Origin of the sequence: Pseudarthrobacter sp. TAF60_1, assembly GCF_052113505.1 — a bacterium.
Classification (GTDB): Bacteria; Actinomycetota; Actinomycetes; order Actinomycetales; family Micrococcaceae; genus Arthrobacter.
This window is the reverse complement of the sequence record NZ_JBFRDI010000003.1, coordinates 433382-454144: the sequence shown is the minus strand read 5'-3', so window position 1 is coordinate 454144 and position 20763 is coordinate 433382. Positions and strand designations below refer to the sequence as shown.

Annotated in this window: 17 protein-coding genes and 2 tRNA genes; 4 read left to right on the top strand and 15 right to left on the bottom strand. The window is 65.8% G+C overall.

What is annotated here, in order from left to right:
- Positions 1-2 precede the first annotated feature (2 nt).
- The 3 genes from AB4Y73_RS05640 to thiL are packed head-to-tail and all read right to left on the bottom strand — an operon-like array spanning position 3 to position 4306.
- The gene (locus AB4Y73_RS05640) at positions 3-2285 is read right to left on the bottom strand and encodes an ATP-dependent DNA helicase RecG (RefSeq protein ID WP_441869646.1); all 2283 of its coding nucleotides are present in this window, start codon (positions 2283-2285) and stop codon (positions 3-5) included.
- Entirely contained in the window at positions 2275-3285 is a 1011-nt protein-coding gene (locus AB4Y73_RS05635) for a DAK2 domain-containing protein (RefSeq protein ID WP_441869643.1), read from the bottom strand. The genes AB4Y73_RS05640 and AB4Y73_RS05635 overlap by 11 nt, the downstream gene beginning before the upstream one ends.
- 22 nt (positions 3286-3307) lie before the next feature.
- Entirely contained in the window at positions 3308-4306 is a 999-nt protein-coding gene (thiL, locus tag AB4Y73_RS05630; RefSeq protein WP_441869820.1) for a thiamine-phosphate kinase, read from the bottom strand.
- A 136-nt stretch (positions 4307-4442) separates the two neighbouring features.
- Here thiL and AB4Y73_RS05625 point away from each other — a divergent pair, with 136 nt between their 5' ends.
- Positions 4443-4952 carry a DUF3515 family protein gene (locus AB4Y73_RS05625; RefSeq protein WP_441869640.1) on the top strand — a complete coding sequence of 170 codons (510 nt, stop codon included), beginning with the start codon at positions 4443-4445 and terminating at the stop codon, positions 4950-4952.
- 4 nt (positions 4953-4956) lie between these two features.
- Here the strand turns inward: AB4Y73_RS05625 and AB4Y73_RS05620 are convergent, their stop codons facing one another.
- The 6 genes from AB4Y73_RS05620 to leuC all read right to left on the bottom strand — a co-directional run bounded on the left by AB4Y73_RS05620 (position 4957) and on the right by leuC (position 11540).
- Entirely contained in the window at positions 4957-6105 is a 1149-nt protein-coding gene (locus AB4Y73_RS05620; RefSeq protein WP_441869637.1) for a D-alanine--D-alanine ligase family protein, read from the bottom strand.
- Between the two features lie 2 nt (positions 6106-6107).
- Positions 6108-7160, bottom strand: coding sequence for an NAD(P)H-dependent glycerol-3-phosphate dehydrogenase (locus AB4Y73_RS05615; RefSeq protein WP_441869634.1), 1053 nt, complete (start codon positions 7158-7160; stop codon positions 6108-6110).
- Positions 7157-7924, bottom strand: a complete 768-nt coding sequence (locus AB4Y73_RS05610) for a lysophospholipid acyltransferase family protein (protein ID WP_441869631.1) — start codon at positions 7922-7924, stop codon at positions 7157-7159. Before AB4Y73_RS05610 ends, AB4Y73_RS05615 begins: the two co-directional genes overlap by 4 nt.
- 10 nt (positions 7925-7934) lie before the next feature.
- Positions 7935-9260, bottom strand: coding sequence for a UDP-N-acetylglucosamine 1-carboxyvinyltransferase (murA, locus tag AB4Y73_RS05605; RefSeq protein ID WP_441869628.1), 1326 nt, complete (start codon positions 9258-9260; stop codon positions 7935-7937).
- Positions 9261-9473: 213 nt separating this feature from the next.
- Positions 9474-10076, bottom strand: coding sequence for a 3-isopropylmalate dehydratase small subunit (gene leuD / locus AB4Y73_RS05600; protein ID WP_441869625.1), 603 nt, complete (start codon positions 10074-10076; stop codon positions 9474-9476).
- A 9-nt stretch (positions 10077-10085) separates the two neighbouring features.
- Positions 10086-11540 (bottom strand): 3-isopropylmalate dehydratase large subunit, encoded by a 1455-nt coding sequence (gene leuC / locus AB4Y73_RS05595; RefSeq protein WP_441869622.1) that lies wholly within the window; start codon positions 11538-11540, stop codon positions 10086-10088.
- 114 nt (positions 11541-11654) lie between these two features.
- Here leuC and AB4Y73_RS05590 point away from each other — a divergent pair, with 114 nt between their 5' ends.
- Together AB4Y73_RS05590 and AB4Y73_RS05585 are read left to right on the top strand one after the other, a co-directional pair.
- Entirely contained in the window at positions 11655-12374 is a 720-nt protein-coding gene (locus tag AB4Y73_RS05590) for an IclR family transcriptional regulator (protein ID WP_441869620.1), read from the top strand.
- A 64-nt stretch (positions 12375-12438) separates the two neighbouring features.
- Entirely contained in the window at positions 12439-12981 is a 543-nt protein-coding gene (locus tag AB4Y73_RS05585) for a DUF1697 domain-containing protein (RefSeq protein ID WP_441869617.1), read from the top strand.
- 3 nt (positions 12982-12984) lie between these two features.
- On the opposite strand, the gene AB4Y73_RS05580 is transcribed toward AB4Y73_RS05585, so the two are convergent.
- The 4 genes from AB4Y73_RS05580 to AB4Y73_RS05565 all read right to left on the bottom strand — a co-directional run bounded on the left by AB4Y73_RS05580 (position 12985) and on the right by AB4Y73_RS05565 (position 16839).
- Complete coding sequence (locus AB4Y73_RS05580) at positions 12985-14601, bottom strand: GTPase (protein WP_441869615.1); 1617 nt, start codon at positions 14599-14601, stop codon at positions 12985-12987.
- Positions 14598-16313, bottom strand: a complete 1716-nt coding sequence (locus tag AB4Y73_RS05575; RefSeq protein ID WP_441869817.1) for a dynamin family protein — start codon at positions 16311-16313, stop codon at positions 14598-14600. The genes AB4Y73_RS05580 and AB4Y73_RS05575 overlap by 4 nt, the downstream gene beginning before the upstream one ends.
- 235 nt (positions 16314-16548) lie before the next feature.
- Positions 16549-16621: transfer RNA gene (locus AB4Y73_RS05570), tRNA-Glu, on the bottom strand.
- A 146-nt stretch (positions 16622-16767) separates the two neighbouring features.
- A tRNA-Gln gene (locus AB4Y73_RS05565) sits at positions 16768-16839 on the bottom strand.
- 246 nt (positions 16840-17085) lie between these two features.
- Between AB4Y73_RS05565 and AB4Y73_RS05560 the strand changes: the two genes are divergently transcribed.
- Positions 17086-18510: a hypothetical protein gene (locus tag AB4Y73_RS05560; protein ID WP_441869612.1), complete on the top strand. Its 1425-nt coding sequence runs from the start codon at positions 17086-17088 to the stop codon at positions 18508-18510.
- Here AB4Y73_RS05560 and AB4Y73_RS05555 read toward each other — a convergent pair.
- Together AB4Y73_RS05555 and gltX are read right to left on the bottom strand one after the other, a co-directional pair.
- The gene (locus AB4Y73_RS05555) at positions 18495-19226 is read right to left on the bottom strand and encodes an HAD family hydrolase (RefSeq protein ID WP_441869609.1); all 732 of its coding nucleotides are present in this window, start codon (positions 19224-19226) and stop codon (positions 18495-18497) included. The two genes, AB4Y73_RS05560 and AB4Y73_RS05555, sit on opposite strands and share 16 nt — an antisense overlap.
- A gap of 5 nt (positions 19227-19231) precedes the next feature.
- On the bottom strand, positions 19232-20746 hold the full coding sequence (gene gltX / locus AB4Y73_RS05550; RefSeq protein ID WP_441869606.1) for a glutamate--tRNA ligase: 1515 nt from the start codon (positions 20744-20746) through the stop codon (positions 19232-19234).
- Positions 20747-20763 lie beyond the last annotated feature (17 nt).

The window sequence follows — 20763 nt, the reverse complement described above, 5'->3', positions numbered from 1 at the left end:
TACTAACCGCGCTCAAGGAACGCCTCCTTCTCAGGATTCAGGTATTCGTTAATGGCCTCAGCCAGGCGCGGATGCCCCGCCAGCGTCGGATCCGCGCCCACCACATCTTGGGCGTCCTGCCTTGCCCGGGCAATGACGTCCTCATGCTCCAGCACGCGCAACAGTTTTAGGGTGGAACGGCCACCGGACTGCGACGCGCCCAGGATGTCACCCTCGCGCCGCAGTTTGAGGTCCTCCTGGGAGAGGACGAAACCGTCGGTTGTGAAGGCCACCGCGTCGAGCCGGCGCCGGCTCGGGTGCCCCGGTTCCAGGCTGGTGACCAGCAGGCAGGTTCCGGGGAGGCCACCGCGGCCTACCCGCCCGCGCAACTGGTGAAGCTGCGAGATGCCGAAGCGGTCGGCGTCGAGGATCACCATCAGCGTGGCGTTGTGGACGTCCACGCCAACTTCGATCACGGTGGTGGCGACCAGGAGCTTGGTCCGGTTGGCCGTGAAATCGGCCATCGCGGCATTCTTCACCGCCGTGTCCAGACGGCCGTGCATCGGTCCCAGCGGCACGCCGGACAGGGCCGGCTCCTGGAGCAGCTGCTCGACGACGGCGGTCACGGACGCGAGTTCGCGTTCACCAGCATCGCCCGCCAAGGCAGCCGCGGAAGGTTCCGCTTCGCCTGGACTGAAATCGCCGTCGTCGTCTGTTCCGATCCTGGGGCACACCACATAGACCTGGTGGCCGGCGTCGATCTCCTCGCGCGAACGCGACCAGATACGCCCGGCCCAGCCGGGGTTTTCGGCCAGGCCCACCACATGGGTTGAGATCGGCGCACGGCCGGCGGGGAGCCCGTCCAGGATGGAGGTCTCGAGGTCGCCGAACACCGTCATGGCCACCGTCCGGGGAATAGGCGTGGCAGTCATGACCAGCAGGTGCGGCGGCTTCCTGGCTTTTGACCGAAGGACATCGCGCTGCTCCACGCCGAACCGGTGCTGTTCGTCCACCACAATCAGGCCCAGGTCATAGAACGCGACGTTGTCGCTCAGCAACGCGTGCGTGCCGATCACAATTCCGGCCGTACCGGATGCGGCGTCGAGCATGGCCCGTTTGCGGGCGGCAGCGGGCATGGAGCCGGTGAGCAGCGTGACCTGCACTGCACCTTGGGCAAGGCTGCCCAGCAGCCCGTCCGCCGACAGCATGGGATCGCGGGAGAGGGAACCCAGGGTACGGCGGATGGATTCGAAATGCTGGGCTGCGAGGACCTCGGTGGGCGCGAGCAGTGCCGCCTGGCCGCCGGCATCCACTACCTGCAACATGGCCCGCAGCGCCACGATGGTCTTGCCCGAGCCGACCTCCCCCTGCAGGAGCCGGTTCATGGGGCTGTCCTGCGCAAGTTCGGCGGCAAGGGTTTTTCCAACGGCAGCCTGGCCGGCAGTGAGCGTGAATGGCAACTGGCGGTCGAATGCCGTCAGCAGCCCATCGGCTGCCGGGCGCCGGGCGGTGGCTTCCTCGGCTGCAAGCTGGGCACGGCGCCGCGCCAGTGCGGCCTGCAGGACCAGGGCTTCCTGGTACCGGAGGCGGTCCTGGGCGCGCTTCCAGTCGGCCTGCGTTTCGGGCCTGTGGATGAGCCGGTAGGCCTCCGCCACCGGCAGGAACTTTTCCCGGCGGACAACGTCGTCCGGCAGCGGATCCGGCAGCGCCTCCAGATCGATTGTTTGGAGGAGTGTGGTGATCACTTTCTGGATCGACCAACTGGTGAGCTTTGCCGTGGCGGGGTACACCGGGACCGGCATGGCGGCCAGCTTCTCGGGGTCCATGCCGGGCATGTCCGGGTCTTCATCCAGGAGGTTGAAGTCCGGATTGGTCAGGCCCAGGGACGGGCCGTACCGGGTCACTTTGCCGGAGAACATCACGCGGCGGCCGGGCAGGAGTTCGGCCTGTGCCCGGTAGCCGCTGAAGAAGGTGACCTTGAGGGTGCAGTGCCCGCTGCCGGGGCCGACGGAGGCGAGTCGCGGACGGCCGTGCGAAGCGGCATCGTCGGTGATGATGACATCGGTAATGGACCCGCGGCGCGAGTGCATCTTGCGGGTGCTGTTGGAGAGGACCCGCGCAATGAGGGTGACTTCCTCGTCCACCGGCAACTCGCCGATGGGCGTCAGCTCCCCCCGGTGCAGGTAGCGGCGGGGGAAGTAGTTCAGCAGGGCGCCGACGGTGCTGATCCCCAAATGTTTCTCAATGGCCGAGGCTGACCGTTTTCCGATCAGGCGTTCCAGGCGCTGTCCGAGTTCAGCGCTCATGTCCATAGGAGCTCGCAGGAGCCGGTTCGGGGTCACGCGGCAGGGCGAGTTCGCTGACGGTGAGCTCCGCAGGGTGCCCCAGGGAGCGGATCAGGGTCACGGCGGGCTTGGCGTCCGGGACGTGGACGTGGACACGCCAGCGGTAGTTGCCGTCCGGATCCGCGGCGTTGACCACCTGGCTCATGATGACGGAGTCGCCGATCTCGTCCAGCCGTTGACGCAGGGTGGCCGCGTTCAGCGGGGAGAGGCTGATGGTGCACATGACCTCAACGCCGTCGTCATCCGGCATGCTGGCATGGATGTGCGGGTCCTGGACGTCGTAGCCGTGCAGGCCGTCAAGGAGTTCCCCCTGCAAGCCCTCACCCAGGACAGCCGAGCGAAGGCAATCGAGGATGAGCAGCATGCCAACGCCCCCGGCATCGACTACGTGTGCAGCTTCGAGGGCGGCCAACTGGCTCTCCGTACTGACCACCGCCTGCAGCGCCCCTTTGACGGCGGCGTCCAGGGTCTTAGCCAGTGCCAGGTTGCTGTCGTCGCCGTTGAGGCCGGCATCCATTTCAGCGGCCGCCCGGGCTGCGGCCTCCATCACCGAGAGCATGGTGCCCGGTACGGGATCACTGAGCGCGGACCACGCGCGGATCTGGGCGCGGTTGAGTGCGGCAGCCAGCAGGGCTGAGGTTAACCGGGTGTGCCCGGCCAGAGGCTCTGCGGCGGCGCAAAGAAACACCGCGAACAGGGTGCCGGAGTTACCACGCGCCTGCTCCATCGCCGCCCGGCCGGCATGCGCCAGCACTGCTCCCACATCCGTCTGGCCCGAATCTGCCGGGGCGGCTGAGTCCTGGCTTGCGGGGTCGCTGTGCAGCGCACGGGCAGCCGCCCGGACGGTGAGATAGAGGTTGGTGCCGGTATCGCCGTCCGCAACGGGAAATATGTTGATGGCGTTGATACGGTCGCTGTGGTTGCCGATGGCCGTTTCTGCCTGGTCCAACCACCGCTTCATCGCTAGGGCGTTCGCGGCAACCTTAGTCTGCAAAGTGATCCCATCCCCTGGCGCCAGCGACGCGGCCCGCAATTGTGACGCCCGGGCCAATGTGGGTTCCCGGGGCTTGTACTGAGCCTATCGCAGTGAATCCGACCGGAAGCTGAATGCCGGCAGGGAATGTGGCGAGTAGTCCGTGGTCCTCTCCCCCGCCCAGCACCCATGGCACTGGATCGACGGCGAGGACGTCCGACGCCGGGCTGAGTCCGTCCGCAAGCCGCTTCAGTTCCAGCGGGTCCAGGTCCAGCACCACCCCGCTGGCGGCGGCGAGCCGCCCGCCGTCGCGCACCAGCCCGTCAGAGATATCCATCATGGCGGTGGCCCCGGACAACCGGGCCAGGGGGCCCGCCGCCAGGGGAGGCCTCGGGCGGCACTGGGTTTCGACGAGTGCGCGCTGGAGTTCGTTCAGGGCCTGCATGGGGGTTCCGGATTCCAAGAGCGCCAGCCCGGCGGCGGCCCGGCCCACCGTGCCGGCCAACGCCAGGACGTCGCCCGCGCGGGCCCCGGAGCGCAGCACGGGCGTCCCGCCTTCCAGTGTGCCCAGCACCGCCACGGTCACGGAGATTTCCGTGCCGCGGCCCAGGTCCCCTCCCGCCACGGAACAGCCTGTGGCCCCAAGTTCCCTGATTCCCGCCGTGAGCCCATCGGCCAGGTCCTCGACCCAGCTGACCGGTGTCTCCGGCGGCAGGGTGAGGCTGACCACCATGGACGTCGCCTTGCCGCCCATCGCATTGATGTCACTCAGGTTCTGGGCTGCAGCTTTCCAGCCGACATCCACGCCGGTGGTCCGGTAGCCATTGGGCCATAGCAGCCGAAAGTCCTGATCCTGGACCTGAGTGTCGATGGAAATCAGCGTCCGGCCGTCCGGTGCCGCCACCAGCGCGGCGTCGTCCCCCGGACCCAGCAGCGTGGCCGAGCCGTGGGCACCGCCGCCCATTTCAAGGCGCGGAAAGATCCGGGCCAGCAGTCCGGATTCGGACATGGCAGAGACTGCGGGGGTTTCTTCGGTCAGCGGTTTTTCAGGCACGCCACTACGCTACAGCCCGGCACCGACAATGCAGATCCTGCACCAACGGCTGGCGTGCGGCGTGACTTCGCGGCGGCATTAGGCTTGAAGAATGCACCATCCGCGTTTGCCCCTCCCTGTCCGTGTGTCCGCGAGCCTGCTGACCGCTGCCCTGGCCGCGGCTGTTCTGTCCGGCTGTTCCCCCGCTGTGGATGTGGCCCCTGCCGCTGACGCCGCCAACCCGGCGTGCGCCCCCATGATGGTGGCCCTGCCGGATGCCATCGGCGACGCGAAACTGCGCAAAACCAACAGCCAGGCAACTGCGGCATGGGGGGACCCCTCCCAGGTGATCCTACGCTGCGGCGTGAACGTTCCGGGCCCGACGACGGACCGCTGCGTAAGCGTCAACGGGGTCGATTGGGTCATCAAGGAAGCGGACGCCGCCTGGACACTGACGACCTTTGGCCGCAAACCGGCCACCGAGATCCTCCTCACGAAAGATCAGGAGACCATCAGTTCCGCCACCGTCCTCGCTGATCTTTCCGGGGCCGCCGCAAAGATCCCCGCCACCGGCAACTGCGTGGGCCAGGAAGACCTGCAGAACCTGCCGACCACCAAGTAGGTGGTTACCGCAGCCCCGTCTTCCGGTTCAATGCCAGGTAGATCAGTTCGTCAATAAGGTCCGCGTAGTCCAGGCCTGATGCTGCCCACATCTGCGGATACATGCTCTTGGGCGTAAAACCCGGCATGGTGTTGATCTCGTTGATGATCAGCTCGCCCTCAGGGGTGTAGAAGAAATCAACGCGGCTCAGTCCTTCCGCTCCGACGGCGTCGAACGCGACAGCCGCCAGCTCCCGTACCCGTGCGATGGCTTCTTCGGGGATGTCGGCCGGGCAGCTGAGTGAAGCGGCATTGTCCTCAACGTACTTGGCGTTGAAGTCGTAGAAATCGTGGCCGCCCCCTGCCACGGAGATCTCGCCCGGCATGGACGTGCGGGGCGCTGACGTCCCGCGCCCTTCCAGGACCGCACACTCAATTTCCCGGCCCACGATGCCGGCCTCAATGACCAGCTTGCGGTCGTGGCGGCGGGCTTCCTCGACGGCGGCATCAAGTTCCTCCAGCGAATCCACTTTGGAGATGCCCATGGAGGATCCGGCCCGTGCCGGCTTGACGAACACGGGGAAGCCCAGGCGGTCCACCTGCTTGCGGACAGCCTCGGCGTCGTTGAGCCACTGACGGTCCGTGACGGCAACATAAGGTCCCACCCGCAGGCCGGCAGCCTCGAAAACGACCTTCATGTAGTGCTTGTCCATGCCCACCGCGGACGCGAGTACGCCAGCTCCCACATACCGGGTGTCAGAGAGTTCCAGCAGCCCTTGGATGGTTCCGTCCTCCCCGAACGGACCGTGGAGCAGCGGGAACACCACATCTACGGTGCCGAGTTCGCGGGGAACCGCGTCCGGTGAGGCCACAATCAGCTGGTGCTCGCCGCCGATTTCTGCAAGGGTAACCGTCTCGGACGACGCCGGAACTTCCGGCAGCGACGCCGCGGACAGCGACCACTGGGCAGTATCCGCCGCGGCCAGGACCCATTGCCCGGACTTCGCGATGCCGATGGGGATGACATCGTACTTGTCTTTGTTGATGGCGCCCAGCACGCCGGCAGCTGTCACGCAGCTGACCGCATGTTCGCTGGACCGGCCGCCAAAAAGCACCACCACGCGTGGTTTGGCAAGGGGGGCCGAGTTCGGTGCGGCCAGGTTTTGGTCAGACATTTTTAGAAATCGCCTTCAGGTTTCAGGTCCCGGGACAGCAGCAGGGGTCCCAGTTGGTCAACGGAAAGTTTGCCGGCGAGGACGGCTACAACGGCAGCGGTAATGGGCATTTCGACACCCAGCTTCCCCGCGAGTTCATGCACCGCCGGGCCCGATTTTATGCCTTCGGCGGTCTGCGTCATCTTCAAAGCCAGCTCCTCAAGGGTGAGGCCCTCGCCCAGCAGCCGGCCGGCTGTATGGTTTCGCGACAACGATGAAGAGCAGGTTGCCACCAGGTCCCCCAGGCCGGCAAGTCCGGCCATGGTCCGGGCCTGCCCGCCAAGGGCCAGGGCGAGCCTTGACGTTTCAGCCAGGCCCCTCGTAATGACGGAAGCTTTGGTGTTGTCCCCCATCTGCTTGCCCTCGCAAATGCCGACAGCAAGCGCGATGACGTTCTTGACGATGCCACCAATCTCCACGCCCACCACGTCGCCGGTGGTGTATGGGCGGAAGTAGGGAGCAGTGCAGCTCCTGGCGATCCAGCCCGCAGTCGCCTCATCGGTACACGCCACCACGGAGGCCGTAGGTTCTTCGCGGGCGATCTCCATGGCCAGGTTCGGGCCGGACACCACGGCGATCCGGCGGTCGGGAATCCCGAGCTCGCTGCTGATGACCTCGCTCATGCGGGCATCCGTACCGAGTTCCAGGCCCTTCATCAGGGACACCACCACCGCGTCCGGGGCCACCAGAGCTTTCCATTCCCGCAGCTGGAGGCGCAGTGACTGCGCCGGCACCGCCAAAACCACCAGGTCCGCTCCGGACAACACCTCACCCACGTCCAGGGAAGCGGTGATGCTGGCGGGCAGCACCGTGTCCTTCAGATACTGCACGTTGCGGTGGGAGGAGTTGATCTGCTCCACCACTTCGCTGCGCCGGCCCCAGACCCGGATGCTTCGCTCTACGCCAGCCGCCGTGGCCGCGTCTGCAAGGATCTTGGCGAACGTGGTCCCCCATGAACCTGCGCCCAGGACGGCAACAGACCGGGCCGAGCCGGGACGGCTTCCGTCAGCGGTCACGTGGCGTCCGCTGCGCCGTCAGGCCGTTCCCGGTCAACGAAGCGGCCATGCGTGGCCTGGTTGTGCTTGGCAGGATCCCAGCGCTCGGCCGGAGGCACCTCGCCCCGGATGCCGGCCAGCAATTCCGTCACGGCGTCCATGATGGCATCGGTGGCGGCAGTAAGGGTTGCCTTGTCCAGGTTGCCGCCCATAAAAGGACTGAGGTCCACGGGCTTGCCCACCACTACCCGGGAGGTCTTGCGCGGGAAAAGGTGGAAGCGCTTTGCATAACGGGGGAAAACCTCGTGGGCGCCCCAATGGGCGATCGGCACCACTGGTATGCCGCCCTCGAGCGCCAGGCGGGCTGCGCCCGTGTGGCCCTTCATCGGCCAGAGGTCGGGATCGCGGGTCAGGGTCCCCTCGGGGTAGATGATGATGGCCCCGCCGTCGGCAACGATCTCCTGGGCGAGCTGCAGCGAGCGGTTCGCTCCCGTCGTCGAACGTTCCACCGGGATCTGGCGCGTGGCCCGCAAAATGGCGCCCAGCACCGGAACCTTGAAGAGCCCGGCTTTGGCCAGGAAGTGGGGCGCGCGCTTCTGGTTGTAAAGCAGGTGGCCCACGATGAGCGGATCAATCTCGGTGCAGTGGTTGGGCGCGGCGATGAAGCCGCCGGCGGGCAAGTTTTCCAGGCCCTCCCACTTCTTGTTCATCATCAGATTGAGCGCAGAACGCACAATTCCTGCGACCACAACGAATGTGGCCTGGCTCTTGGCCGTTTCCTTCACGTGTCCCCCGCTACTTCGACGAGGTGATGTCGAAATCGGCGCCGAGGCCGGCCAGCTTTTCCGTAAAGCGCTCGTAGCCGCGGTTAATGATGTCGATCCCGGTCACACGGGACGTGCCGGTGGCAGCAAGCGCCGCGATGAGGTGGCTGAAGCCGCCACGGAGGTCCGGGACGTCGATGTCGGTGCCCTTGAGCTGGGTAGGACCGGAAATGACGGCTGAGTGGAGGAAGTTCCGCTGCCCGAAGCGGCACGGCACGCTGCCCAGGCATTCACGGTGCACCTGGATGCTGGCGCCCATCCGGATGAGGGCGTCAGTGAAACCGAACCTGTTCTCGTAGACGGTCTCATGAACGATCGATACGCCCTCCGCCTGGGTGAGGGCCACCACCAGGGGCTGCTGCCAGTCAGTCATGAACCCGGGGTGAACGTCGGTTTCGAGGACCAGCGGATTGAGCTTGCCGCCCTTGTGGTAGAAGCGGATGCCGTCCTCTCCGATGTCCATGCCGCCGCCCACCTTGCGGTAGGTGTTCAGGAACGTCATCATGTCCCGCTGCGAGGCACCTTCGACGAAGATGTCGCCCTTGGTTACCAGGGCTGCGGACGCCCACGACGCCGATTCGTTGCGGTCCGAGAGGGCGCGGTGGTTGTAACCGCCCAGGTCTTTGACGCCTTCGATGCGGATGGTGCGGTCCGTCTGGACGCTGATGATGGCGCCCATCTTCTGGAGCACGGCGATGAGGTCGATGATTTCCGGCTCGGTGGCCGCCCCGGAAAGCTCAGTAATGCCTTCGGCGCGGGTCGCGCTGAGCAACACCTGCTCCGTGGCGCCCACCGAGGGGTAAGGCAGGGAGATCTTGGCTCCCTGCAGGCCCCGCGGCGCGGAGATGTGGATGCCGCCGGGCCGCTTCTCGACGACAGCGCCGAACTGGCGCAGGACGTTGAGGTGGTAGTCGATGGGCCGGTCGCCGATCTTACAGCCACCCAGGTCCGGGATGAAGGCCTCACCAATCGCGTGGATGAGGGGGCCGCAGAGCAGGATGGGGATCCGTGAATCCCCGGCATGGGCGTCAATCGCGGTGCTCGGAGCTGTCTTGGCTGTCTTGGGATCCAGGGTGAGGTCTCCGCTGACAGGATCCTTCACCACCGTGACGCCGTGCAGCTGCAACAGGGACGTGACAACCTCGACGTCCTTGATCTCCGGAACGTTCCGCAACACCGACGGTTCGTTGCCCAGCAATGCTGCCACCATCGCTTTGGGAACAAGATTTTTGGCCCCACGGACGCTGACGCGGCCTGTAAGCGGGACTCCGCCGCGGATTGTCAGAACACTACTCATATACCGGTTTCCTTACGATTACTCGCCCCCAAATACTTGCAAAGGCTCCAGCTAAGCATAGGAGGTTGCGTTACCGAACCGAAATACGGCATGCCGGGCCGGGTCGCTGCCGGCGCTGTTCTGCCAGCCAAAACAGAAGCAACGCGAGGTCACTTAATGCCCCATGCGGGGCGATAATCGGGTGCTAAGTGACCCCGCGTTGCCTAAGGAGGCTTAGGAAAGCCGGGCCGGCAGCGTGGTCGGCTTGAAGGCAGGACGGGTAGCCTCGTAGGCTGTGATGTCCTCTTCGTGCTGGAGCGTGAGGCCGATGTCATCCAGGCCCTCGAGGAGCCGCCAGCGGGTGTAGTCGTCGATCTCAAAAGGGGCCACGATGTTGCCGCAGCTCACGGTTTTCGAGACGAGATCAACGGTCACCTCGGTACCCGGGGCGTTCTCGAGCTCTTTCCAGATCAGCTCGATATCATCCTGGGCAAGTTCGGCGGCCAGCAGGCCCTGCTTACCGGAGTTGCCGCGGAAAATGTCCGCGAAACGGGAGGACAGAACGGTCTTGAAGCCGTAGTCTTTCAGGGCCCAGACGGCGTGCTCGCGGGAGGACCCGGTGCCGAAGTCCGGCCCTGCAACCAGGACGGAGCCGGCGTTGTACGGGGCCTGGTTGAGGATGAAGGAGGGATCTTTGCGCCAGGCGGAGAAGAGCGCGTCTTCAAAGCCGGTCCGGGTGATCCGCTTGAGGTACACGGCAGGGATAATCTGGTCCGTGTCAACGTTGCTTTGGCGCAGCGGGACGCCGATGCCGGTGTGGGTGGTGAACTTTTCCATGGCGGTCTCCTAGGCGGCGCTGGTGCGGGTGGCGGCGGATTCGGGGGCCGGATCAAGGTCCGCCGGCGAGCTCAGCGTTCCGCGGATGGCTGTGGCGGCTGCCACGACCGGGGATACGAGGTGCGTGCGGCCCCCCTTGCCCTGCCGGCCTTCGAAGTTGCGGTTCGAGGTTGAGGCGCAGCGCTCCCCTACCTCGAGCTGGTCCGGGTTCATGCCCAGGCACATGGAGCAGCCGGCGAAACGCCACTCGGCACCGAAGTCCTTGAATACTTTGTCCAGGCCTTCGGCTTCGGCTTCGAGGCGCACCCGGGCCGAACCCGGAACCACCAGCATGCGGATGTTCGGGTCCTTCTGGCGGCCGCGGATGACGTCCGCAGCGGCCCGAAGATCCTCCATTCGCGAGTTGGTGCAGGATCCCAGGAAGACCGTGTCAACCCGAATGTCCTTCATGGCCGTGCCGGCCGTCAGGCCCATGTACTGCAGGGCACGCTCGGCGGCGGCTTTGGCGTTTTCGTCGCCAAAGTCCTCCGGGGACGGCACAGTTGCTGACAGCGAAACGCCCTGGCCGGGGTTGGTACCCCAGGTGACGAACGGCTCCAGCGTGTCGGCGTCCAGGTCCACCTCGACGTCGAAGGTGGCGTCGTCGTCGGTCCGCAGCGTGTTCCAGTACTCGACGGCGGCATCCCAGTCCGCTCCCTGCGGTGCGTGGGGGCGGCCGAACATGTAGTCGTACGTGGTTTGGTCCGGGGCTACCAGGCCGGCGCGGGCGCCGGCCTCGATGGACATGTTGCAGATCGTCATCCGCGCTTCCATGGACAGCGCGCGGATGGCGGACCCGCGGTATTCCAGGACGTAGCCCTGCCCACCGCCGGTGCCGATCTTGGCAATGACCGCGAGGATGATGTCCTTGGCGGTGACGCCCGGACGGAGGTTGCCTTCAACGTTGATGGCCATGGTCTTGAACGGCTTCAGGGACAGCGTCTGGGTGGCCATCACGTGTTCCACCTCGGACGTGCCGATGCCCATGGCCAACGCACCGAAAGCGCCGTGCGTGGACGTGTGCGAGTCGCCGCAGACCACCGTCATGCCGGGCTGGGTCAGGCCGAGCTGGGGGCCGACAACGTGCACGATGCCCTGCTCGGCATCTCCGAGGGAGTGCAGCCGGACGCCGAACTCCGCGCAGTTGTTGCGCAGGGTCTGGATCTGGGTGCGGCTGGTGAGATCGGCAATCGGTTTGTCGATGTCCAGCGTGGGCGTGTTGTGGTCCTCGGTGGCGATGGTGAGGTCCGGGCGGCGCAGCTTGCGGCCGGCCAAACGGAGCCCTTCGAACGCCTGCGGGGACGTCACTTCATGGACAAGGTGGAGATCGATGAAGAGAAGGTCGGGCTGGGCGTTGGCTCCCTCGCCGTCGCCTTTGCGCACCACATGTGCGTCCCAGACTTTCTCGGCCAGTGTTTTCGCCACGGCCAGCTCCCTTCACTGCATGTTTGGCTGTTAAGCTCCACTGAACCAGCAGCGGTGTGCAATATGCCACTCAAAAGATTTGCATCTCAGATAATGAGACGGCAATATCATTACATGGACAATTCTAGCGGCGTCGGTGTCATTGATAAAGCGGCCCATGTGCTTGATGCCTTAGAGGCCGGGCCCACCACCCTGGCACAGCTGGTGGCCGCCACAGGACTGGCACGGCCTACCGTCCATCGGCTGGCCTTGGCCCTGATCCACCACCGGCTGGTCGCCCGGGACATCCAGGGCCGGTTTGTCCTGGGCAGCCGTCTCGTGGAGCTGGCCTCTGCAGCTGGCGAGGACCGGCTCATTGCCTCTGCCGGTCCCATCCTGATGCAGCTCCGCGACGCCACCGGCGAAAGCTCCCAGATCTTCCGCCGGCAAGGCGAATGGCGCGTCTGCGTCGCCTCCGCCGAACGCCCCATTGGGCTCCGCGACACCATCCCCGTAGGCACCCAGTTGTCCATGAAGGCCGGCTCCGCAGCCCAGGTGCTGCTGGCTTGGGAAGACCACGACCGGCTCCTTGAAGGCCTGCAGGCCGCCCGCTTCACGCCCACCGTTTTGGCAGGCGTACGACGCCGGGGCTGGGGCCAGAGCCTCGGCGAACGCGAGCCGGGGGTTGCGTCAGTCTCCGCCCCCGTCCGGGGACCGTCCGGCCGCGTGATTGCCGCCGTATCCATCTCGGGGCCGATCGAACGCCTGACCCGCCAGCCCGGACGGCTCCACGCCGAGGTGGTCTGCAACGCCGGCCGGCTCCTGACCGAAGCGCTGCGCAAAAACAACGACTGACACGCTCCACACGCATCTGCCGCCGCCGGCGTCGCCACCGGCATGTCATGACTAAGCTGTCCGCATGAACAGCTACGCAGTCTTTCTTCGCGGAATCAACGTTGGCGGAATCAACATCAAGATGGCGGAGCTGAAAGACGCGCTTGCGTCCACGGGCTTCAAGGGCGTCAAAACCCTCCTGGCCAGCGGCAATGTAGTACTCACCAGCCCGGACGAGCCGGCGGCTGTCAAGCAGAAGTTCGAAAACTGCCTGCGCGATACTTTCGGCTACGACGCCTGGGTGGTTGTGCTCACCGCACAACGGGTGGCCGAACTGGTGGACGCCTGCCCCTACCCGGAGGACGACAAGGCCACCCACACGTACATCACGCTCTCCTCGGACACTGCCAGGCTCGATGAACTGGACGCGGCCGGGGCGGCACTGGACGGCGCAGAACAGAAGCGGCTCGGCCCGGAGGCCCTGGCTTGGCTCGCTCCGGCCGGCGGCACGCTCGACAGCCCTTTCAGCAAGATCTCCGCCAAGGCAAAGTTCAAGGCAAGCACCACTACCCGGAACCTACGGACCCTCATCAAGGTCCGGGACGCCGCGTCCGCCCTGACGCAATAGGCCTTACGCTCCGCGTGCGGCCTTAAGTGCGGTGTTGAAGGAACTGAGCCTGCTCACCTCGATTTCCACCGGCTCCACCACCAGGTCCCCGGCAACCTCGCCGACCGCCGCCCGGAGCCGTTTCCTTGCCCTGCCCGCCCGCGCCCTCGCCGTTCCCGCGCCAACGGCTTTCCCGGTGAGAGCCAGGAAGATTCCCAGAACCACGCCGCCGGCAATCATCAGGGTGGGAAGCGGCCAGCCCTCCGTCCGAGGCACTTCCGGCACGGGCAGTTGCAGGTACGCGAGCCCGGCAAGTACTCCGAGCCAGCCCAAACCACCGACCACGATGGCCAACGCAAGCCATTGGACCACATTGAACACGCCCCACCACCAGGATTTCCGGAACGTCATCAGGTCTGCCCCGGCGATGGCCTGGTCCAAGGCGTCCGGCAGCGCATCCCGCCCTTCCCGGGCAGCACCGCGGATGGCGGCCCGCCACGGGCCCGGCGCCCCCTCACTGGATGCGTCCGCGAACTCGCGGACTGCCGCATCCGTCCGGGCGCGTTCAGGAGCACCGGCGGGAGGGAGGGAGGTGCGGTTAAGGTGGGAAGGGGCTGAACTTTTCAGGTTGAGCCGCCGCAGCGGATCGGATCTGAAGCGCAGCAGCCACCGGGTGGCGGGCCACCCGGTGCGGCGTGTCGATTCCATCCGGTAGGACGTGGCGACGGCGTCCACCACCAAAGGAACATTGGCTGCCGTGGCCAGCTCATCTGTGAGCCGCGAAGTTGACGCCTTTCTGACGCCCGCAGCTTCTCCGACGCCTGAGACCTCAGTGAGTTGCCGGGTGGCGCGGGAAACGTCCGCAGCGAGCCTTTGTGAGAGAGCCTGGCGCTGCGTGACCACCGCACGGATGGCGCTCCGGACCTTGTCCACACCCGTTCCCAGCAGGGCAGACGCGCCCAGGACCTGGACTTTGCCCAGTCCGTCGCGTGCAAGAATCCCTTTGAGCGACTCCAGTACAGGCTCGACGTCACGTTCGGGCAGCCGGTCAATCTGGTTGAGCACCACCAGGGTCACGGCGCCGTGGGCGGCCATGGGCGCAAGGAAGTCGTTGTGCACGGCAGCGTCGGCGTATTTTTGCGGATCCAGCACCCAAACCAGGACATCGACCAGGCCCACCATGCGCTCCACGATCTCGCGGTTGGCCGCCCGGGTGGAATCGAAGTCCGGGAGGTCCAGCAGGATCAGCCCGGTGCCCTCGTCCGCAAAGCCCGCAACGGGATCGGCATGGTGCCGGTTGCGCACCTCCAGCCAGTCCAGCAGGGGCTCGCTGCCGTCAGCTCCCCAGACACCCGCCAAAGGTTCCGACGTGGTGGGCCGGCGGGCTGCCGCCGTCGCGATTTCAGCGCCACTGACTGCATTGAAGAGTGACGATTTTCCGCTGCCGGTGGCCCCGAAGAAGCCCACCACCGTGTGCTCGGCGGACAGAGACCGCCGCGAGCTGGCACGGTCAAGAAGCTGTCGCACTTCGTCCAGGGAAGCATCGGGCAGGACCCCCTCGGCCAATTCCCGCGCGTCGTTGAGGGCCGCCAGTCTGCGGTCCAGCTGCGACGCCTCCCGCGCCGCACCATGGCGGCTCATGTACGCTCCGCGAGCCGGGCGAGGTCGGCGGAATGGGCCGCGAGGGTGCGGGAGGTATCCGCTTCACCTGCCGGGAGCCGCTCGAGGAACTTCTGCTGCTCCGCCTGCAGCAGCCGCTGGCAGCGAGCCTGGAGGTCGTCCCTGGCCGTCTGCGCAAGCCTGCGGACGGCATCCTCACCGAATACCGCCTCGAGCAGCCTCTGGCCAACGACGGCGGTGCCGCCTGCCACGCCGATCTCCAGCCCGGTGAGGCCGGCCGTCATGGAAAAAACCACGATCATCAGGGCGGCGCCCAACCCGTTGATCCCGAACGAGAGCCACCGGGCCTGGGTGCGCTTCCCCTGACCCTCCGTGCGGATCAGTTCCATCAGGCTGGCCTGCCACGCCCTGATCTCGGCAGCAGTCACGTCGGCGAACCCGGGGCTGGTTCCGGACAGGTCCTCCGTACCCAACAACGCGCGGCCGGCCGGGTCCGAGCGCCAGCGCCGGTCTGTGTCTTCGCCTGCGTTGGCGGCCTCATCCAGGATGACGGCCTGCAGCCCTGTCTCGATGGCCACCTCCACCCGGACGGCCGGCGTGGGCTCGCCCCGGAAGAACGCCCCCACCCGGTCCCGCAGCCGTCCAACATTCTGCTCCAAGGTCCGGAAGAACTCGCCTGTCCCAACAAAGTCCTGCCAGCGCGCCAGCACTTCGCCGCGAAGCAGCAAACCGTCTTTCGTGGCATCCACGATCCTGGCAACCGCATCCCGGTAAGCGGCCTCCGCGTCGGCCCGGAGGGACGCCGCGGCGCGTTCCTGACCGTGGACCGCCTGAGCCACAGCACTGACCCTGCCGGCCAGCGCCTTTACCGTCCCGTTCAGGGTACGGCGGGCGATCTCCGCACGTCCCGCTGCATCGGCCGCAAGCTCCCGCAGCCAAACCTGCAGCGGCTGCACCGAACTGGGCGGCAGCATCCCCAGGCCATCCAGGTCCGTCTCGGGCACGACGAACAGCGTGGCCGAACCGAGTCCTTCCTTCTGCAGCAACCCGCGGAGGTCGGCACTGACTTCGGCCTCGGCCGCAGCAGGCACCCGGTCCAGCACCACGGCAACCATGATGTCCCTTGAGGACGCGTCCAGCAGCAGCTTCCAAGGAACCGCGTCCGCATAGCGGTTGGCCGTGGTGACGAAAACCCAGAGGTCAGCGGCGGCAAGCAGCTGGCCCGCCAGCCTGCGGTTGTCATCTGAGATGGAATCGACGTCGGGGGCATCCAACAGCGCGATCCCCTGCGGAACTGCCTGGTCTGCCACCAGCACCAGGGAGGAAATGGCCTCGGCGTCGGGAGTTGCACCAGCTTGGCTGGCTGGGAGTGGTTCAGACGATACCGTGCCCCGGATCCGGCTGAGCGTGGGCAACACGCGTTGACCTTCGAACCAGCCGGCATCCGCTGGATGGTGCAACAGGATGGGTTGCCGCGTGGTGGGCCTGATGGCCCCCGAACGGGTGACGGGGTGCCCCACCAGGGCGTTCACCAGTGTTGACTTGCCGGCGCCCGTGGAACCTCCGACGACGGCGAGCAGCGGGGCGTCCAGGCTGCGGTAACGCGGGAGGATGTAGTCATCCAGTTGGGCCACAGCGTTCCGGACCTCTGCGCGGGCCAGCCCCACGTCCGCCAGCGCCAGCGGCAGCGACACGGCGGCAAGGTCTTCCCGCACCGCCTCGAGCAGTTCCACTGCGTCCCGCGCAGTCTGGTCCGCCGGGCGGTCAAGCTGGCCGCGTGGCGCGCGCGGCGGGAGCGGTGGAGGCTGCGGTGGCGAACCGTCGGAGGAGGTCACCACATCATCATGCCAGTTCAGGAACCGGTTCGGGCCTGTGCCGCGGAATGGGCCTGCGCCGGGCCGGCCGCTCCCGCCACCGTCGAACGTAAGAAAAAACGGCCCCGGGCTGATGCCCGGGACCGTCAATTTGTGACCCCAGCGGGATTCGAACCCGCGTTACCGCCGTGAGAGGGCAGCGTACTAGGCCGCTATACGATGGGGCCGCGTACTTCCAGGAAGCGTGCGCTTCCAACCGGTTTTTGGCCGGTGCGCTGAGTGATTATTTCATACACTCAGCAAGTGTTTCAAATCGGAAAAATCGCTTTGAAACTCCTGGTCATAAGCAACATTTTCAGTGCCTGAACCAGAGCTGGGATACCAGGACTCGAACCTAGAATGACGGTACCAGAAACCGTAGTGTTGCCAATTACACCATATCCCAATGATACTTTCGGGCCGGAGTTTTAGGCTTCAACCTGCTCTCCGTGCGCCTCAGCACGAGAAATTACTCTACCCGAGACTTTTCGATGGCACAAATCGGCACTCGCGGCTCGCGCCCCCGCGCGGGTGTTTGCTGGGGCATCCCCGTGCCGGGCGGACCATAGCCCGCACCCTTGCCATCGGCACCAACCTAAGTTTACTCTCGGTAAGTTACTGACTGGTAACTAAATGTCGAGAGGATTCACCCGTGCCACAGAGTCGTGCCACAGCTTCCACCCGGACCCCCACCCGTACCCGGGCACAAAAAATAGCCATCGCAGTCCTGGCCCTCATGCTGATTGCACTGCTTGGGTTCTACACGCTGGTTACCGGACGGATAACGGACGGATCCGCGAAACTGCGAGACGGTGCGGGACAGGCGGCAGCGGGCGCGGAGCAACTCAAGGACGGAGCCGGTCAACTCGCAAACGGTGCCGGGAAGGCTGGCGACGGCGCCGGCAAGCTGTCCTCGGGCGCCAACAAAGTGTTTCTCGGAGTCACCGAAAAACTTGCCCCGGGCGCCGAACGGCTGGAAGCCGGTGCCAGTCAGCTCACCGCCGGGGCTGTCAAGATTGAGACCGACGTCAACAACAAACTGGCGCCAGGCGTCTATAAGGTGGACGACGGCGCGCGCAAGCTCGCCTCCGGAGCTACCCAGCTTGCCGCTGCCCTCACAGCTACTGCCGCGGGAAATGCGGAGAACAACCTGGCTGACGGCGCCAGCGCCTTGGACGCCGGCGCCGCCCGGCTGGCGTCCGGGGCCGGCGATCTGGCCGCCGGAACGGGTCAGCTGAAGGGGTTCCCGGGTGCGAACAATTCCCCTGAGGCAGGTACCGGCACCGCAGCTTTGGCACAGGCCCTCGAGCTTCTTGAGGCCGCCGCGTCGGATCCGTTGCAGGGTTTGGTTCCGCTTGCGGCCGTCAAGGACAAGATCGCCAAGATATCGGCGGGCGCCCACAGGCTCGACGCCGGTGCCTCTGCTTTGCAGGCAGGTGCCGGAAAGCTCAGCGACGGCTCGATGCAGCTGCATGCGGGAACGGGTCGCCTCACTGCGGGATTCGCCACGCTCGGCGAGAAGCTCAACAGCCGTGATCCTGCCAATCCGGGTGTTGTGCTGGGAACCGAACTGCTTGCCGCGGGAACGTCACAGATCAGGATTGGCATGGACGGCGTCCCCGGCAACCCTGAGCGTCCGGGCCTGATCAATGCGGTGGCCAGGATTACGGAGGGCAGCTCCCGGTTGGCCGAGGGAACGTCCGCGCTGACCGCTGGCATCAAAGGGGATCCCGCCGACCCTGGCAACCCTGGACTCCTGAAGGGTTCAGAGGCCCTCGCCGCCGGCGCTTCCGAGCTTGCCACCGGCAATACCAAACTGGCGTCGGGGTCCGTGGACTTGGCTTCGGGGGCGGCAAAGCTTTCTGACGGCAACGCCCGCATCGCTGAGGGCACCGCCACCCTGTACACGAGCGCAGCAGCCGTTTCGCCCGCCAATGTAGCGGGGAAGTCCGATACGGCCGTGGCACTTGGACTGGTCGCTGTGCTGGTGTTCGGATCTATCGGCACCTACATGGCCCTATGGAACCGGCGAAGGGGGCAACCCGTGCGTGGGACCGGAAGTCAGGCCAGCAGCTGAGCAAGCGAGGTGACTTTGTGACCCTCAAACGCGGGCGCAGTCTCCCCTGCCCTGTTGAGCCACACTCCCACCAGCCCCGCCGCCGTCGAGCCTTCCGCGTCCAGCAGCCTGTTGTCGCCAACGTAGAGGGTCTCCTGCGGGGCGGTCCCCAGGAGACGGACGCCTTCGAGATAGATAGCGGGCTCAGGCTTGGCCACCCCTACGGTATCCGTGCCAACGAGGCGGCCCACGCGTTCCAGCCCCGCACTGTCGAGCTTGGCGCGTTGGTAGTCGTGCACGTTGTTGCTGACGGCGCCATAGGGGATGCCGGCAGCATCCAACACGTCAAGGAGGGGAAGGACGTCTTCAAAAGCACGGACATACGCCGGCTGCAGCTCGCTGTAAGCGCTTAGCCAGCGGTGCGACTCTTCGCCGTCGGCGAGTTCCACCCCGAAGTGGCCCAAAGCGGCCCGGCCCCGCAGCAGACGCTGGTCATTAAACGTCAGCTCCCCTGCCAGGTATCTGTCGTAGTAGTGAGTGGTTTCATGGGTGAAGATCCTGCCGAAACGCTCCCACCCGGGCTGGTCCAGGCCGGGCAGGAGGTGTTCGCTGACCTCGCGCAGGGCGGTGGTCATGGCGTATTCGAGGTCAACCAGGGTGTCGTCGATGTCGAAGAGAACACCGCGGATGGTCCCGAAACGTGTCTTCAGGACGCTGCCAACTGCCGTGCCTGTCATGATCGTCAGCCGCGGAAGGTACGGAGCCGGCTCAGGGACGAGTCCTTGCCGAGGATCACCATGGATTCAAACAGGGGCGGCGAGATGCGGCGCCCGGAGATGGCAGTGCGCACCGGGCCAAAGGCCAGCCGGGGTTTAATGCCGAGGTCCTCTACGAGCGCCTGCTTCAACGCCGTTTGGATGTTCTCCGGGGTCCAGTCCTGAACGGGTTCAAGGGCCGCCAGGGCGGCGTCGAGAACTTCAGTCAGGTTGGCCGGCAGGCCCTTGCGGGCATCATCGGCGATGTCGATTGCGTCGTCGGCCTCGAACAGGAACCCTAGCATCTCCGGTGCTTCGCCCAGGAGGGTTACGCGTTCCTGGATCAGGGGTGCGGCTTCCGTGAGGATTTCATCCTGGCGTGCGGTGAGCTCGTCCCCCACGAAGCCGGCGGTGCGCAGGTACGGGAGGAGCCTGGCACGGAAGTCTTCCGGGTTGAGCATGCGGATGTGGGTGCCGTTGATGGCCTCCGCCTTTTTGATATCGAAACGCGCCGGGTTTGCGAGCACATCCTGGACATCAAAGTTTTCGATCAGCTGGTCCACCGTGAAGATGTCCTCGTCGGCGGAAAGGCTCCAGCCCAGCAGCGAGAGGTAGTTCAGCAGCCCCTCCGGGATGAACCCGCGGTCCCGCAGCAGGAAGAGGTTGGACTGCGGATCACGCTTGGAGAGTTTCTTGTTGCCCTCCCCCATGACGTACGGGAGGTGGCCGAAAAGCGGCAGGTAGCTGGCGACGCCGATTTCCATGAGGTAGCGGATCAGCACTACCTGGCGGGGCGTGGAGGAAAGCAGGTCCTCACCGCGCAGGACGTGGGTGATACCCATCAGGGCATCATCAACCGGGTTTACCAGCGTGTACAGCGGCGAACCGTCAGCGCGGACAATGACGTAGTCCGGAATGCTTCCGGCCTTGAAGGTGATGTCGCCGCGGACCAGGTCGGTGAAGACAACGTCCTCGTCAGGCATCCGAACGCGGAGGACGGGCTTGCGGCCCTCTGCCTTGAACGCAGCCAACTGCTCTTCGGTGAGTTCGCGGTCGAAGTTGTCGTAGCCGAGCTTGGGATCGCGGCCGGCGGCACGGTGGCGCGCCTCGACTTCTTCGGGCGAGGAATAGCATTCGTAGGCGTACCCGGCCTCAAGGAGCTTCGCGACGACGTCCTTGTACATGTCCAGCCGCTGCGACTGCCGGTACGGCTCATGCGGGCCGCCCACCTCTACGCCCTCTTCCCACGTGATTCCCAGCCACTTCAGGGCTTCCAGCAGCTGCTGGTAGCTCTCTTCCGAGTCACGGGCCGCGTCCGTATCCTCGATCCGGAACACAAACGTGCCCTTGGTGTGCTTGGCGTGGGCCCAGTTGAACAGGGCCGTCCGGATAAGCCCTACGTGCGGTGTCCCGGTAGGTGAGGGGCAGAACCGGACGCGCACCGGGGTCTCGGCAGTGACGGACGGGATTGAGGCAGCAGTCGACGCAGAAGCAGTAGTCATAGTGGCTTCAACTTTAC

What these genes read in the sequence shown, in the direction of transcription:
- AB4Y73_RS05625 (WP_441869640.1), top strand. Translation starts at nt 4,443, where the DNA reads ATGCACCATCCGCGTTTGCCCCTCCCTGTCCGTGTGTCCGCGAGCCTG.
- leuD (WP_441869625.1), bottom strand. Translation starts at nt 10,076, where the DNA reads ATGGAAAAGTTCACCACCCACACCGGCATCGGCGTCCCGCTGCGCCAA.
- AB4Y73_RS05635 (WP_441869643.1), bottom strand. Translation starts at nt 3,285, where the DNA reads ATGAAGCGGTGGTTGGACCAGGCAGAAACGGCCATCGGCAACCACAGC.
- thiL (WP_441869820.1), bottom strand. Translation starts at nt 4,306, where the DNA reads ATGTCCGAATCCGGACTGCTGGCCCGGATCTTTCCGCGCCTTGAAATG.
- AB4Y73_RS05555 (WP_441869609.1), bottom strand. Translation starts at nt 19,226, where the DNA reads ATGACAGGCACGGCAGTTGGCAGCGTCCTGAAGACACGTTTCGGGACC.
- AB4Y73_RS05580 (WP_441869615.1), bottom strand. Translation starts at nt 14,601, where the DNA reads ATGAGCCGCCATGGTGCGGCGCGGGAGGCGTCGCAGCTGGACCGCAGA.
- AB4Y73_RS05620 (WP_441869637.1), bottom strand. Translation starts at nt 6,105, where the DNA reads ATGTCTGACCAAAACCTGGCCGCACCGAACTCGGCCCCCCTTGCCAAA.
- murA (WP_441869628.1), bottom strand. Translation starts at nt 9,260, where the DNA reads ATGAGTAGTGTTCTGACAATCCGCGGCGGAGTCCCGCTTACAGGCCGC.
- AB4Y73_RS05640 (WP_441869646.1), bottom strand. Translation starts at nt 2,285, where the DNA reads ATGAGCGCTGAACTCGGACAGCGCCTGGAACGCCTGATCGGAAAACGG.
- AB4Y73_RS05585 (WP_441869617.1), top strand. Translation starts at nt 12,439, where the DNA reads ATGAACAGCTACGCAGTCTTTCTTCGCGGAATCAACGTTGGCGGAATC.
- AB4Y73_RS05590 (WP_441869620.1), top strand. Translation starts at nt 11,655, where the DNA reads ATGGACAATTCTAGCGGCGTCGGTGTCATTGATAAAGCGGCCCATGTG.
- gltX (WP_441869606.1), bottom strand. Translation starts at nt 20,746, where the DNA reads ATGACTACTGCTTCTGCGTCGACTGCTGCCTCAATCCCGTCCGTCACT.